Source organism: Streptomyces sp. NPDC051104 (genome assembly GCF_040682835.1).
Lineage (GTDB): Bacteria > Actinomycetota > Actinomycetes > Streptomycetales > Streptomycetaceae > Streptomyces > Streptomyces cynarae.
Map to the genome: position 1 here is coordinate 1 of NZ_JBFBBS010000007.1, position 14,297 is coordinate 14,297.

A 14,297-nucleotide genomic window follows, 5' to 3' on the forward strand; every position below is an offset into this window, starting at 1 on the left:
TCGGCGCGCAGCTCGGACACACGGTCGTGGTCCGTCGCGTAGGTGAACGCCGGTGCGGTCTCCCAGTCGCAGTCGATGCCGAGTTCGTCCACCAGCTCGGCGGCGCGGCCGATCGCCTCCAGCTGGGAACGGCCGTACAGCCGCGCGCCGTCGGCGCCCCGGGTGCGGCGCAGTCGCTGGTAGACGAGGGAGTGCAGCGCGGAGAGCTTGGCAGTCGTGTACCCGGTGACGCCCTCGGCGAGGCGTCCGGCCTCCAGCACGGCGACGCTGCGGCCGCCGCGCGCCACCTCCCAGGCCGTGCTCAGGCCCGCCACCCCGCCCCCGACGACGGCCACGTCGACGGTGATGTCCTCGGTGAGGGCCGGCCGGGGAACTCCGGGTGCCGTTTCGATCCAGTACGACGTCTGCGTGCCGGTGTGGTCACTCATGGCGCACCGAGTTCCCCGGGGCGGGCCGTCGAAGCGCGGCCGGTCAGGGCAGCGGCGTGCCGCCCGTGGCGTTGACGATCTCGGCGGTGATGTAGCTCGCGTGCTGCGAGGCGAGGAAGACGTACGCGGGAGCGATCTCGGCCGGCTGGGCGGGCCTGCCCAAAGGTGCCTGCTTGCCGAAGTTGGTGGTGTCCGGGAGCGTGGCCGGGATCAGCGGGGTCCACACGGGCCCCGGGGCCACCGCGTTCACCCGGATGCCGTCGGAGGCGACCATCTGCGCCAGGCCCTGCGTGAAGGTGACGATGGCGCCCTTGGTCGTGGCGTAGTCGAGCAGGTGCGGACTGGGCTTGTACGCCTGGACGGACGTGGTGTTGATGATCGATCCGCCGGGCGGGATGTGCGGCAGCGCCTTCTTGCACAGCCAGAACATCCCGTACAGGTTGGTCCGCATCACCCGGTCGAACTGCTCGGTGGTGATGGCCTGGATGCCGTCGGACTGGGCCATCTGGTACGCGGCGTTGTTGACCAGGACGTCGATGCGCCCGAACTCGGAGAGCGCCCGTTCGATCAGCCGGTCGCACTGCTCCTCGTCACGGATGTCGCAGGACACCGGGACCGCCTTGCGGCCCGCGTCCTCGACCAGACGCGCCGTCTCACGGGCCTCGCCGCTCTCCTGCTCCAGATGAGTGAACAGGACGTCTGCGCCCTCTCGCGCGTAGGCGAGTGCGACGGCGCGTCCGATCCCGGAGTCGCCGCCGGTGATGACGGCCTTCCGGTCCGTGAGGAGCCCGCTGCCGCGGTACGACTCCTCCCCGTGGTCCGGCGGCGGGTCCATCGGGCCGGTCCAGCCCGGGTGCGGCTGGTCCTGTTGGGGGAACTCCGGCTGCGGATGCTGCTGTCCGGGGTGCTGAGGTGCGTTGTCGTTCACGCTGCGTCGAGTCCCCCACCGAACGGGATCGACACGTGCACGGACGCATCGAACCAGACCCATCGAACACATAACTCGCGGACGTCTGTTCGATTGGGAGTCGTCCCTACAGCGCCCGGTACATGACGTGCAGCCCCACACTTCCGAACCGGGGGTGGTCGTACGCGTCCGGAATGGTGCCCACGATCGCGAAACCGAGGGACGTCCACAGCGCCACCGCGGGGTTGGTCTCGACGACCGCGTTGAAGACCATGCCCCGGTAACCCTGGGCCTTGGCCGCGGCCAGGATGTACTCGGCGAGCGCGCGGCCGATGCCCTGTCCCGCGTGGTCGGGGTCCACCATGAAGCCGGCGTTGGCGATACCGGCCGCGGGGCCGCCGTAGTTGGGCGTCACGTAGGCCGAGCCGACGACTGCTCCGGTGTCGTCCTCGGCGACGTAGACGTGTTTGGCCGGCGCCATCCACAGGGCGCGGGCCGCCTCCTCGGAGGTGTCCGGGTCCCAGGTGTAGGTCTCCCCGGCGGCGACGATCCGGCGCCAGAACGGCCAGATGTGCGGCCAGTCGCCGGCCGCGGCTGCTCTGATCAGCATGGGCGTGACTCTGGCACGCCCATGCCGTCATCGATCACGACGGGTCCGACGGGTCAGTCCACACTCGGCAGGATGTGCGGCTCGGCGAGGTCGTCCTCGTAGCCGGCCAGCCGGATGGGGGCGGAACGGGCCCACACGTCCAAGCTGCCGAGCTTCTTCTCGGTACGACGGCCCCCGCGCTCCATGCGTTCCTTGGGGCGCTGTTCGTGATGCGTCTTCTCCGGTGTCACCGCGCACTCCTTATGTGTCGGGTAACCCTCAGGACGTTCCGGTCCAGTGTGCCGCTGTGCCCTCGACGTCCGGTCGGGTATGAGTCAGAAAGGTCGGACGCGGTGGCGCCGGCAACTCGTGCGAGAGCAGGCCGTGGTGACCGGCCTGTCCCGGGACGGACCGTGGGTGTGGGTAGGACCCCAATGGCTGTCCGTGCACCTCAGGTTAACCAAATGAGCGGGCTCCCGCTCGATGGGGCTGAAACAACCGTGTAACTGTCTTGAGTCGTACGGCATCCAACGGTCGCACTTTTCGCCGCTTTGACGGCGTTGAGCATGGTTCACGGCCACCCGTTCGGTCCCCTCCTCGAACTGCTCACCGGTACGGCAGGTGTACGGACCGGCGCGCACGGTGCTCAGTTCAGGTCCCGTTGGCCGGTACGCAAGCTCACCCTGATCTGCTGATGACCGGCAACGGCTTTTCTCGCGGGAGGACTGACGCATGGAGCTGCGCAGCGTCGAGGAGCTGATGGGCCTGCTGCACGCCTGCCGGGGCGCGCGGGACACCCCCGGCGGCGGCGGACGGCCGGTCGACGTACACGAACACGCCCTGCGGACCGCCGCCCTGCTGCGCCGAAGTCACCCCGCGGACAAGGAACTCCAGGTCGCCGGGCTGGTGCACGGCATCGGCCTGCTGCTGGGGCGGGGCGACGGCGCCGGGCACGCCGCCCTCGCGGCCGACGCGGTCCGGCCGCTGCTCGGCGAACGGGTCTCCCGTCTCGTACGCCTGCAGAAGCACGGCGGGCCGCTCACGCCCGCGGAGGCCGCCGCGTTCGAGAGCGACCCGCTGGCCGGCGACGCCGTCAGCCTGCGGCAGGCGGACGAGGCGGCCGAGGTGGCCGGCCTGGACGCGGGGGTCCTGGAGGACTGGCGGACCGTGCTGGAGCTCGTGGCGGCACGGCACGCCCGGCTGGAGACCGTGGACTGAACGCGACACGCTGCCGGGGGCGCGCCGCCCGTGCGCCGCCCTGACCCTTCTCGCGATCGGCTCCCGTCCGGCACGAGCGCCACGCCGTGCGCTCGTGGCGATCGCGGCCGGCCGGGCGCAGGGCGTCAAGCGGCCCGCGCACCGGGCGCGTAGAAGTGGGCGCGGACACGGCGCAGCCATGCCTCGACGGCCGTCTCTTCGGGCCGTTCCGGCAGCGCGGCGCGTGCCTCGCCGAAGGCGTTCTCGTAGAACCGCAGCAGGGGCAGCGCGGCCGTCGGGTCGGTGGCCACGCGCTCGCCGAACTCGTGGTACTCCTGCGGGTTCTCCACGCGGAGGGTCAGGCGCCCGGTGCTGTACAGCTCCAGGCCCTGGTGGCAGAGCCGCTTGAGGTGGCGGGCGTGTTTGACGGTGCGCCTGCGGGTGTCGGCGGAGAAGGAGCCGTCCCCCCGGGACTCCAGACGGCGGAACTGCTGGGTGGCGTAGCCGAGGTAGGCGTCACGGACGCGCTTGGCGCACAGGAAGGACGTCCGAAGGCCGATCAGCTCGTCGCCGAGCGCGGTGCGCACCTCGTACAACTCGTCCGGGAGCCAGGCCAGTTCCGTCGCGGTCGGATTGCCACCGAGCGCGAGCCGGCACCACTTCGCGGCCTCGTGCAGGGTGCGGTCCGGTGCGGTGGAGACGTGGGACTCCTTGGGCGGGTGCAGTCCGTGCAGCCGCTCCGTGGCCGCCGCGAACAGGCCGAGCCGGTCCACGTCGGAGCCCTCGTGGGCGAGCCCGTACGCGGTGGACCCGACGATGCCGGACAGCAGGACGTTGGGGACGGACACGGTCGCCGCCTTCCTTGGTTCTCACGCTGCACCGGGACGGCCACAGTCAGTGGGGACTTGAGGTCATGGCGGGACGTTAACCGCCGGGGCGGCGCCACGGCGAAGGGTTTTCGCACGTACGCCCCGGGGCCTCAGCCTCCGGGGCGTACGCCGTAGGGGACCGGCAGTCGCTCAGGGAAACAGCGCGATCCCGAACAGGATCAGCAGGATGATGCCGACGATCATCATGGCGGTGGCCCAGGAGCTGCGATGCTTCACCGGCTCGGTGGGGCCGCCGCCGCGCGGCCGGTCCTCCGGCAGGACGCAGTCCGCCGGACGATCGGACATGTAGAACTGTTCGTCGCTCGGGTAGACGTTGCGGGGATCTCCGGCGGCGCGGGGATCGATCTCATGTGGAGTGGACATGGGACCTCCTTGCGCGGTGCTCGTCGAGGACGAGTTCCCGGCCGGCGCCGGATGACGCGTCAAGGGCGCCGCGTCACCGCCTTCGGGCTGCTTCCGGGCTCACCACTTCCCCGGCGCGTAGTCCTTCAGGAAGACGCCGTACAGGTCCTCGCCCTGTTCGCCGCGCACAATCGGATCGTATACCCGGGCCGCGCCGTCGACGAGGTCGAGCGGCGCGTGGAAGCCCTCGTCCGCCAGGCGCACCTTGTCCGGATGCGGGCGCTCGTCGGTGATCCACCCGGTGTCGACGGCGGTCATCAGGATGCGGTCCTTCTCGAACATCTCCTGGGCGCTGGTACGGGTGAGCATGTTCAGGGCGGCCTTGGCCATGTTGGTGTGCGGGTGGCCGGCGCCCTTGTAGCCGCGGCTGAAGACGCCCTCCATGGCGGAGACGTTCACGATGTAGGTGCGGCGGGCCTGCGACGCCGCCATCGCCGGGCGCAGGCGGCTGATCAGGATGAAGGGCGCCGTCGAGTTGCACAGCTGGACCTCGAGCAACTCGATGGGCGTGACCTCCTCGACCGTCTGCACCCAGCTGTTGGTGTCGTGCAGGTCGGGGACGAGGCCGCCCGCGTCGATGGCCGTACCGGCCGCGATGCGTTCCAGGGACGCAGAGCCGGAGACCAGCGCGAGGTCGGTGACGTCCTGCGCGGTCAGCGCGCCGCCGCCGGCCACGGGCAGCGCGGCCACGGCCCCGGAGCCGAACGTGCCGATGACCTCGGCGGCCGGCAGCTCGCCCGCCGGGAGCGGGGCGGACTCGGCTGCCACCAGTTCGCTGTAGGCCTGCGGGGAGCGGCGTACGGTCTGCGCCGCGTTGTTGATCAGGACGTCCAGCGGCCCCTCGGCGGCGACCGAGTCGGCGAGCGCCACCACCTGGGCCGGGTCGCGCAGGTCGATGCCGACGATCTTCAGCCGGTGGATCCACTCGTCGCTGTCGGGCTGGGCCTTGAAGCGGCGGATCGCGTCGTTCGGGAAGCGCGTGGTGATCGTGGTGTGGGCGCCGTCACGCAGCAGGCGCAGCGCGATGTACATCCCGATCTTGGCGCGGCCACCGGTGAGCAGGGCGCGCTTGCCGGTGAGGTCGGCCCGGGCCTCGCGGCGGGCCCGGTTCTCGGCGGCGCACTTCTGGCAGAGCTGGTGGTAGAAGTAGTCGACCTCGACGTAGCGGGTCTTGCAGACGTAGCAGGAGCGGGGGCGCTGGAGTATCCCCGCGATCCGGCCGGCCTCGGTGGCCGAAGACGGCAGGATGCCCTCGGTCTCGTCGTCGATGCGCTGCGCGGAGCCGGTGGCGGTGGCCTCGGTGACCGCCTTGTCGTGGGCGGTCTTGCCGGCGCGGCGCTCCTGGCGGCGGCGCTGCTTGACCGTGCGGTAGATGTGCGAGGTGGCGCGGCGCACCTTGATCGCGTCGGGGTGGTCGACGTCGAGCTTGTCCAGCTCCTCGAGCACGCTGATGCAGACGGCGAGCCGCTCCGGGTCGATGCCGGGCCCGTACGCCACCTCGTCCATGGCCGCCGGGCCGTCCTCTGTCACCGTCATCGCGCTGCCGTTCCTCGCTCTCCCGCGCAGCGCTCCGACCGCGCTCGCTTTCGAACGGGGGATTTTACGGAGCGGCGGGGCGGGTCACCAAACCCGCGGTGATCACTTCAGCCCTTCTGGGCGTCGCCCCTGCTCGAAGAGCTTGGGGAAGTCGACGACGAGGCCGTAGCCCCGACGGCGGGGATCTGGGGGCGCGGCCCCCGGGGACGGGGCGGGGGCGGGGGCGGCGGAGCTGGGAAAACCCCGCCGAAGGACGGGCCGCTCACCACCGCGGGTGACGCGTGCCCCGGCACCACTCGGGATGCCGGGACAACACGTGCGTCCCCGTTCAGATGCGGCAGGCCGCCAGCAGTGTCTCGACCTCGTCCGGGACCGCACGGGCCAGGCGTTCCAGGTCCGGTACCGCCCGGCCGTCCGCGACGAGCCCGTAGTGGACGCGGCCGCGGTACGTGGAGATCGCCACCGCCAGGGACTGGCCGCGGGCCAGGGGGGCGAGTGGGTAGACCTCGGCGAGCGGGTTGCCGCCGAGCCTCAGGCCGAGGCTGGGCAGCGGCACGCTGGTGACCAGGATGTCGAACCAGAGCCGCGCGGCCTGGCTGACCAGCGGCCCGCCGAGTCGATGCCCCAGCGCCGGCACATGGTCGGCGAGCAGCGCTACGGCGCCCGCGCCCCGGTTGGGCCCGGCGTCCTTGTTGCGGTCCATGGCCGTGCGGACCGTCCGCAGCCGCTCCAGCGGGTCCGGATCACCGACCGGAAGCCGTATCAGGTAGCCGGAGAGCCGGTTGCCCTGTGGGTGCGCGGTGCGCGGCCGGCGCTTGGACACCGGGATGAGCGCCCGCGGCTCGACACCCGCGCTGCCGTCGCCGCGCTCGTCCAGCCAGCGTCGCAGGGCGCCCGCGACGACCGCGATCAGTACGTCGTTGACGGTGCCGCCCGCCGACTTGCGCACCCGGTGCACATCGTCGAGGTCGATGGCGACACCGGCCGTACGGCGGGTCCCGCTGGGCTCGGAGGTGAGCGCGGACGAGGAGCGCATGCCGAGGGTGGACAGGGCGACGGAGGCGCCGATGTCGAGGGCGCGCCCCACGTCGGTGAGCGTGCCGCGCAGCAGCCCCGGGAGCTTGCGCACGTCGGGCAGGAGGCCCCGGGCGGGCTCCGGCGGGCGCGGCCGGGGCTCGGGCATGTCCATCGGGTCCATGACGGCGGCCGCGAGGGTCAGCGCGCGCAGCCCGTCGGCGAGCGCGTGGTGGAACTTGAAGAGCACGGCGAAGGAGGTGCCGTCCTCCCCCGGCAGCACATGCGCCTCCCACGGCGGCCGGCCGCGTACCAGCGCGCGCTCCATGAGCCGCCCGGCCTCGGCGTGGAAGTCGGCGGTGGGCGCGTGCAGCCGCACATGGCGCAGGGGGTCGAAGTCGGGGTCGGGTTCCCGGGTGGCGCCGCCCAGGGCGAGCGGAAGGCGCGCGGCGGCGAGGTCGCGCGGCAGGCGTACGTCCGGCAGCCAGACGTCGCGGATCCGCATGCGCAGTCCCGGGACCGCGGCGGCGCGGGCCGCCAGCAGATCCGCGGCGTGGGCGCCCGCGGTCGGCGAGTGGCAGGAGAACACGCCGAGGGCACCGAGGTGCATGGGGTGCCGGGCGGACTCGATGTTCCAGAACGCCAGGTCGAGTGGTGCGAGCAGGTCAGAAGTCAATGGCTTGCCTCGCGTCGACGATGAGGGAAGCACGAGTCAACCTCCGACAGGCGATTACGGTCAAGTACGATCAGGCTACGTACAGTTAACAGCGGATTAAGTCCCGCCTCGCCGAGAGTGGCGGGACTGATGTGGCGGAAGAGGTCATTTCAGCGGGGGCGGCGCGGCCTGCGGTGCCGTGCCCCACCCGGACGGCCGCGCGCCGACCGTGAACTCCAGCGTGCCCAGACGGCGCAGCGCGTCCGTCGTGACGTACGTGCGTTCGTACGCCGTTCCGTCGATGCGCACGTTCTGGACGTACCGGTCGCTCTGTGACGTGCCGGGTGCGATGACGGTCAGCCTGCCGCGCGGGTAGTACGCCCGGTCGAGCAGCAGGTCGGCGCGGTCGAACACCGGGGTGGTCAGACCCCAGGTGGGATAGCCGGGCTGCACGGGGAAGAGGCCGATGGACGACAGCACGTTCCAGGCGGACATCGTGCCGAGGTCGTCGTTGCCGGTCATCCCGGTCGGGCCGTTGGTGAAGAGGGTCAGCGCGGCGTGCACCACGTCCGTGGTCTTCCACGGCTGACCGGTCGACAGGTACGTGTAGGGGGCGATCAGGTCCGGCTCGTTCTGCGGGTTGTACGTGGCCGCGTCGTAGTAGGCGTACGCTCCGTGCACCCACACCTCACGTGCGGTCCTCTCCGGGTCCTTGAGCAGCTCGTCGTAGGCGAAGAAGGCGTCGAGCCGGTCATTGGCCGCCTGCCGGCCGCCGATGAGGCCGACCATGCCGGGCAGGTCCTGCGGCACGAGCCACTGGTACTGCCAGGCGGTGCCCTCGTGGAAGCCCTTGCTCTTGGCCGGGTCGGCCGGTCCGGCGAAGGCCCCGGAGGCGTCCCGGGCGCGGAAGAAGCCGGTCGAGGGGTCGAAGAGGGTGCGGTAGTTCCGCGACCGGGCGGCGTAGCGGGCGGCGTCAGCGTGGTGTCCCAGGTCGCGTGCCATCTGGGCGAGCATGGCGTCGGCGAGCGCGTACTCCAGCGTCACCGACCCGCCGTGGTGGTAGTCGGAGTCGCCGGGCTTGGTGTAGGGGCGGCCCTTGATGTAGGGCGCGAAGCCGCGTGCGATGTACTCGCGGTTCGCCTCACGGCCCGTGTACATGGTGTCGGCGGACGGCAGGCCGTCGGCGTTCTTCTTCAGCGCGCGGTACGCCCGCTCCTCGTACCCCTTGAGCAGCCCCTGATGATGGGCGTGGGTCAGGTACGGGGTGACGGGGTCGCCGCTCATGGCGTTCGTCTCGACCGGGCCGTAGCCCCACTTGGGCAGCCAGCCACCCTGCTCGTCGACCTTCAGCAGGGAGACGGCCATGTCGCGCGCCTCGCGCGGCGCGAGCAGGGACAGCAACTGGGACTGGGTGCGGTAGGTGTCCCACAGCGACCAGTTCTGGAAGTACGTGAAGCCCTGCGCGCGGTGGACCTTCTGGTCCCAGCCGGTGTAGCGGCCGTCGGCGTCGCTGCCGATGTTCGGCGCGAGGAACGACCGGTACAGCGAGGAGTAGAAGGTGGTGCGCAGGGTGGCACCACCGCCCTGGACCCGGATGTCGTCGAGACGGTCCTCCCAGGCACGGCGGGCGGCCTCCCGCACGGTGTCGAACGAACGGCCGTACGTGGTAGCGAGGTTGACGTCGGCGCCGTGTGCGTCGACGTACGACAGCGCGGTGGTCGCCTCGACGGTGCGGTTCTCGGTGGTGTCGAACGTGACGTAGGCGCCGTTGCGCCCGGGCCCCGCCGACTTCGTCGCCCCCGGGGTGATCGAGTCCTGGTACCAGGTCCCGTGCGCGGTGAACGGCCGGTTGAAACGGGTGACCGTGTAGACCGTGTACGGCCGGGTGGAGCGGCAGAAGCCGCTGCCCGTGATCTCGGTGCGCACGGTGCGGTCGTCGAGGATCTCCACCTTGGAGGACACGTTCTTGTGCAGCGCCTGGCCCGCGTTGAGCAGCACGTTCGCCTTGCCGGTGGCCGGGAAGACGTAGCGCTGCACGGCGGTGCGCTGGGACGCCGTCAGTTCGGCCTCGATGCCGCTGTCGAGGCCGACCCGGTAGTAGCCGGGGCTCGCCTGCTCGTTCGCGTGGCTGAACGTGGCCGCATACTTGGCGTAGTCCGTCTCGGTCACGTCACCCGTCGTCGGCAGGACCGGCAGGTCTCCTCCGATGGCGCAGCCGACGCCGGAGAGGTGCACGAGGGAGAAGCCGCGGATCCGGTTCTGGGTGTGGTCGTAGCCGGTGTTGTGCCCGGTGTCCGGGGAGAACTGCACCATGCCGAAGGGCACGGCGGCGCCGGGGAAGGTGTTGCCCTCGTCCTGCGTGCCGATGAAGGGGTTGACCAGGCCGGTGAGCCCGCCGTCGCGCGGCTCGGCGGCATGTGCGCCGGGCGGGAGGCACAGTGTCGAGGCCACCACCGTGCTCGCGGCGGCGAGGCGCAGGCGCCGGGTGCGTCTCATCTCGGAAGACCTCCGGAGGATTGATGTCGTCGAGCACATGGTGGTGGCGGGGCGTCAGTTTCCCGGGCAAGCCGTGTGGTTGTTCCGGGACGCGTCGCGGATCAGCGAGAACCCGGCGGGAGTGGGTGAGCGGACCGCGGTCGACACCCCCGAGTCGCAGGTGAGCTGGAGCCGCCTGCCCGAGCCGATCCGCCGGCCTGCGGGCACGCTGAAGGTGCGGCGGTACCCCATACGGTCCTCGTGCCGCTCGATGCCGGAGAGCTGCGACTCCACGGGATGGGGAACGAGGATGTGCCGGCCGAGGTTCTTCCCGAACGGCGGCTGTTCACCCGCCCGTGCCGCCCGGCGGTGCTACCGGGCCGGGCCGGTGTCGTAGTCGTTCCGGGCCCGTTCGACCTCGTCCAGGTGCTCGGCGGACCATTCCGCGAGGTGCGCGAAGAGCGGGGCGAGGCTGCGGCCGAGTTCGCTGATCTCGTACTCGACCCGTGGTGGGACCTCCGGGTGGTACGTGCGCACGATCAGCCCGTCGCGCTCCAGTTGCCTCAGCCGCTGGGTCAGCACCTTGGGTGTGATCCTGTCGATGCGCCGCTGAAGTTCGACGAAGCGCTGACGGCCGTGGGTGTGGAGGGTCCACAGGATCGGGGTCGTCCAGCGGCTGAACACGATGCCGACGACCGGGGCGATGGGACAGGCGAGTTCGGGGTCGGTCGCGGCCGACGCCGCCCAGGTCCCTTCACCGGCCATGCGCACTCCTCCGGGATAGCCACTTTCCTGTAGGTACCTACTATACCGGCGGTGTTAGCGTCCCTGTGTCTCAACAACCGTCCTGAGGAAACAGGGAGTTGACCATGTTCGTAGTGACGGGGGCGACCGGCAACGTCGGGCGGGCGCTCGTGCAGATCCTGGTGACCGCCGGCGAGCGGGTGACCGCGACGTCGCGTGGGATCTCGGAGGCCGACATGCCGGAGGGCGTCCGGCGGCGGACGGCGGACCTGACCGACCCCGAGAGCCTCCGGCCCGTGTTCGACGGCGCCGATGCGCTCTTCCTGCAGAACGGCGGCCCCAGTGCGCACCTGCTGAGCCCGCGGGACATCCTGGACGTCGCCAAGGCCGGCGGTGTCGAACGAGTGGTGCTGCTCTCGTCCCAAGGGGTCGCGACCCGGCCGGAGTCGGGCTCGCACGGGGGCGTCGCGCGCGCCATCGAGGACGCCGTACGCGAGTCGGGCCTGGAGTGGACGATCCTGCGACCCGGCGGCTTCCACTCCAACGCGTATGCCTGGGCCGAGCCGGTCCGTACCCGACGGGCCGTCGCGGCACCGTTCGGAGACGTCGGACTGCCCACCGTCGACCCGGGCGACATCGCCGAGGTCGCCGCGGCGGCGCTGCGCGCGGACGGTCACCACGGCCGCGTCTACGAATTGACCGGGCCGTTGCTCACTACGCCCCGGCAACGGGCGGAGGCGATCGGCGACGCGCTCGGCGAACCCGTACGGTTCACCGAGCAGACCCGCGACGAGGCGCGCGCCGAGATGGTGCGGTTCATGCCCGAGCCGGTGGTCGAGACCACGCTGACCATCCTGGGCGAGCCGACCCCCGCGGAACAACGCGCCAGCCCCGACGTCGAACGCGTCCTCGGCCGCCCGCCCCGCGCCTTCGCCGACTGGGCCCGGGAGAATGTCGCCGCCTTCCGCTGACGTACGAGCCGGTGGCGGCCCGGCCCCACAGGGCCTATGGCACCCGCTGCCCCTTCCCCAGCGCGATCACTCCGCCCTTCGACACCGTGTACAGCTCCGCGTCCCGTTCCGGGTTGACGCCGATCGTCGCGCCCGGGGGTACCTCCACGTTCTTGTCGAGGACCGCTCCGCGGACGATCGCGCCGCGGCCGACGTGGACGTTGTCGTGCAGGACCGACCCCTGGACGACGGCGCCCGGGTCCACCAGGACGCCCGGGGACAGGACCGACCGCGTCACCTGGCCCCGGATCAGGCACCCGGCGCTGATGATCGACTCGCTGGCGATGCCGCCCGAGTTGAAGCGGGCCGGTGACAGCTGGTAGGAGTGCGTGTAGATGGGCCAGTTGCGGTTGTAGAGGTTGAAGGCCGGGCGCTCCGCGATCAGGTCCATGTGCGCCTCGTAGTACGCGTCCAGGGTGCCCACGTCCCGCCAGTAGCCCCGGTCGCGATGGGTCTCGCCGGGCACGTGGTTGGCGCTGAAGTCGTACAGCTGGGCCTCGCCGCGCTCGGTGAGCTGGGGCAGGATCGAACCGCCCATGTCGTGCACCGAGTTCTGGTCCTCGGCGTCCCGCTGCAACGCCTCGATCAGCGCCTTGGTGGTGAAGATGTAGTTGCCCATGGAGGCGAAGACGGTCTCGGGGTCGCCCGGCAGTCCGGGCGGGTCGGCGGGCTTCTCCAGGAAGCGTTCGACCGTCTGTCCGTCCGAGCCGGGCGTGATCACACCGAAGGAGGAGGACTCCGCGCGCGGCACCCGTATGCCCGCGACGGTCACGCCCGCCCCGCCCTCGATGTGCTGTGCGAGCATCTGCCGCGGATCCATGCGGTAGACGTGGTCGGCGCCGAACACCGCCACGTACTCCGGCTGTTCGTCGTGGATCAGGTTCAGCGACTGCAGAATCGCGTCCGCGCTGCCCAGATACCAGCGCGGGCCGAGCCGCTGCTGGGCCGGTACCGGGGTGACGTAGTTGCCGAGCAGGCTGGACATCCGCCAGGTGGTGGTGATGTGCCGGTCCAGCGAGTGCGACTTGTACTGCGTGAGCACGCAGATGCGCAGGATGTCACCGTTGACGAGGTTCGACAGGACGAAGTCCACGAGGCGGTAGGTCCCGCCGAAGGTCACGGCCGGTTTCGCACGGTCGGCGGTCAGCGGCATCAGCCGCTTGCCCTCCCCGCCGGCCAGTACGATTCCCAGCACCGAAGGTCCACCGCGCCGCATGCCGCCGCCCCTCTACGCCCGGTTGTGCTGCACTTCGCTGATTACTACCCCTGTTTGAGGACATCCTCGTACAGGCGGACCGTGCGCCGGGCCACCGCGTCCCAGCCGAACTCCCCCGCCGCGCGCTCCCGTCCGGCCTCGCCCATCCTCCGCGCGGCCACCGGATCGGCGAGGACGGCGTCCAGGGCACGCGCGAGGTGCTCCTCGAAGCCGTCGTCCACGTCGACCAGCAGGCCGGTACGGCCGTCGTCCACGACCTCCGGAATGCCGCCGGTGCGCGAGGCCACCACGGCGGTGCCGCACGCCATGGCCTCCAGGTTGACGATGCCGAGCGGCTCGTACACAGACGGGCAGACGAACACGGTGGCATGGGTCAGGAGCTGGATCACCTCGGGGCGCGGCAGCATGCTGGGAATCCAGTGCACGCCTTCGCGGCCCTTGCTCAGATCCTCGAAAAGGTCACGGAACTCGCGGTCGATCTCGGGGGTGTCCGGCGCGCCCGCGCACAGGACGACCTGGGCCGCCGGGTCGATGTGCCGCACCGCGCGCAGCAGATGGGGCACGCCCTTCTGGCGGGTGATCCGCCCGACGAACAGGACGTAGGGGCGGTCCGGGTCGACGCCGATGCGGGCGAGGACGTCCGTGCCGGGGTCCGGCCGGTACAGGGTGGTGTCGATGCCGTTGTGCACGACGTGGACCCGTGCCGGGTCGAGGGCCGGGTAGCAGGCGAGGATGTCGTCGCGCATCGCGCCGGAGACTGCGATCACCGCGTCCGCGGCCTCGATCGCGGTGCGCTCCGCCCAGCTGGACAGCGCGTACCCGCCGCCGAGCTGCTCGGCCTTCCAAGGGCGCAGCGGCTCCAGCGAGTGCGCGGTCATCACGTGCGGGATGCCGTACAGCAGCTTGGCGAGGTGGCCGGCGAGGTTGGCGTACCAGGTGTGGGAGTGGACCAGCTCGCGGCCCTGGAGGGCGGCGGTCATGGCCAGGTCCACGGAGAAGGTGCGCAGCGCGTCGTTGGCGGAGTCGAGGCCGGGCCACGGCCGGTGTCGTATGACGCCGCCCGCGCCGCCCTCGCCCCAGCAGTGCACGTCCAGGTCGACGAGGGAGCGCAACTCCCGGGCGAGGAACTCGACATGGACGCCCGCACCGCCGTACACGTCTGGCGGGTACTCCCGGGTCAGCAGTCCCACACGCACCCGGTACCCCCTGTCTCAGCGGCTGGTCCCCACATGGT

General features: G+C 71.3%; 14 protein-coding genes and 1 pseudogene. 2 read left to right on the forward strand and 13 right to left on the reverse strand.

All coding sequences use genetic code 11. The annotated features are described in order from the left end of the window. The 4 genes from AB0N14_RS12700 to AB0N14_RS12715 form a co-directional block, all read right to left on the reverse strand. Positions 1 to 428: FAD-dependent oxidoreductase (locus AB0N14_RS12700; RefSeq protein WP_366025664.1), on the reverse strand; the 428-nt coding region annotated here is incomplete at its 3' end. A gap of 43 nt (positions 429 to 471) precedes the next feature. Next, positions 472 to 1,356, reverse strand: a complete 885-nt coding sequence (locus AB0N14_RS12705; RefSeq protein ID WP_366025665.1) for an SDR family oxidoreductase — start codon at positions 1,354 to 1,356, stop codon at positions 472 to 474. 106 nt (positions 1,357 to 1,462) lie between these two features. Continuing rightward, a complete protein-coding gene (locus AB0N14_RS12710; RefSeq protein WP_366025666.1) occupies positions 1,463 to 1,945 on the reverse strand; it encodes a GNAT family N-acetyltransferase in 483 nt (160 codons plus the stop codon). A gap of 53 nt (positions 1,946 to 1,998) precedes the next feature. Next, positions 1,999 to 2,175 carry a hypothetical protein gene (locus AB0N14_RS12715; protein ID WP_366025667.1) on the reverse strand — a complete coding sequence of 59 codons (177 nt, stop codon included), beginning with the start codon at positions 2,173 to 2,175 and terminating at the stop codon, positions 1,999 to 2,001. Between the two features lie 481 nt (positions 2,176 to 2,656). On the opposite strand from AB0N14_RS12715, the gene AB0N14_RS12720 reads away from it, so the two are divergent. Beyond that, positions 2,657 to 3,142, forward strand: a complete 486-nt coding sequence (locus AB0N14_RS12720; protein WP_366025668.1) for a hypothetical protein — start codon at positions 2,657 to 2,659, stop codon at positions 3,140 to 3,142. Between the two features lie 125 nt (positions 3,143 to 3,267). Here AB0N14_RS12720 and AB0N14_RS12725 read toward each other — a convergent pair whose 3' ends face one another. The 7 genes and pseudogenes from AB0N14_RS12725 to AB0N14_RS12755 form a co-directional block, all read right to left on the reverse strand. Next, entirely contained in the window at positions 3,268 to 3,969 is a 702-nt protein-coding gene (locus AB0N14_RS12725) for a nucleotidyltransferase domain-containing protein (RefSeq protein ID WP_366025669.1), read from the reverse strand. A gap of 171 nt (positions 3,970 to 4,140) precedes the next feature. Further along, positions 4,141 to 4,374: a hypothetical protein gene (locus AB0N14_RS12730; protein WP_366025670.1), complete on the reverse strand. Its 234-nt coding sequence runs from the start codon at positions 4,372 to 4,374 to the stop codon at positions 4,141 to 4,143. 99 nt (positions 4,375 to 4,473) lie between these two features. Then, positions 4,474 to 5,949: an SDR family NAD(P)-dependent oxidoreductase gene (locus AB0N14_RS12735; RefSeq protein WP_366025671.1), complete on the reverse strand. Its 1,476-nt coding sequence runs from the start codon at positions 5,947 to 5,949 to the stop codon at positions 4,474 to 4,476. 328 nt (positions 5,950 to 6,277) lie between these two features. Beyond that, positions 6,278 to 7,639 (reverse strand): wax ester/triacylglycerol synthase family O-acyltransferase, encoded by a 1,362-nt coding sequence (locus AB0N14_RS12740; protein ID WP_366025672.1) that lies wholly within the window; start codon positions 7,637 to 7,639, stop codon positions 6,278 to 6,280. A gap of 144 nt (positions 7,640 to 7,783) precedes the next feature. Continuing rightward, positions 7,784 to 10,114: a GH92 family glycosyl hydrolase gene (locus tag AB0N14_RS12745; RefSeq protein ID WP_366025673.1), complete on the reverse strand. Its 2,331-nt coding sequence runs from the start codon at positions 10,112 to 10,114 to the stop codon at positions 7,784 to 7,786. Between the two features lie 162 nt (positions 10,115 to 10,276). Further along, a pseudogene (locus AB0N14_RS12750) lies at positions 10,277 to 10,456 on the reverse strand (hypothetical protein); the annotation flags it as partial. Positions 10,457 to 10,465: 9 nt separating this feature from the next. Continuing rightward, a complete protein-coding gene (locus tag AB0N14_RS12755; protein ID WP_366025675.1) occupies positions 10,466 to 10,858 on the reverse strand; it encodes a helix-turn-helix domain-containing protein in 393 nt (130 codons plus the stop codon). Between the two features lie 104 nt (positions 10,859 to 10,962). On the opposite strand from AB0N14_RS12755, the gene AB0N14_RS12760 reads away from it, so the two are divergent. Further along, complete coding sequence (locus AB0N14_RS12760) at positions 10,963 to 11,808, forward strand: NAD(P)H-binding protein (RefSeq protein ID WP_366025677.1); 846 nt, start codon at positions 10,963 to 10,965, stop codon at positions 11,806 to 11,808. Positions 11,809 to 11,842: 34 nt separating this feature from the next. Here the strand turns inward: AB0N14_RS12760 and glgC are convergent, their stop codons facing one another. After that, positions 11,843 to 13,063 carry a glucose-1-phosphate adenylyltransferase gene (gene glgC, locus AB0N14_RS12765; RefSeq protein ID WP_366025678.1) on the reverse strand — a complete coding sequence of 407 codons (1,221 nt, stop codon included), beginning with the start codon at positions 13,061 to 13,063 and terminating at the stop codon, positions 11,843 to 11,845. Positions 13,064 to 13,107: 44 nt separating this feature from the next. Continuing rightward, complete coding sequence (gene glgA / locus AB0N14_RS12770) at positions 13,108 to 14,259, reverse strand: glycogen synthase (RefSeq protein ID WP_366025679.1); 1,152 nt, start codon at positions 14,257 to 14,259, stop codon at positions 13,108 to 13,110. Positions 14,260 to 14,297 lie beyond the last annotated feature (38 nt).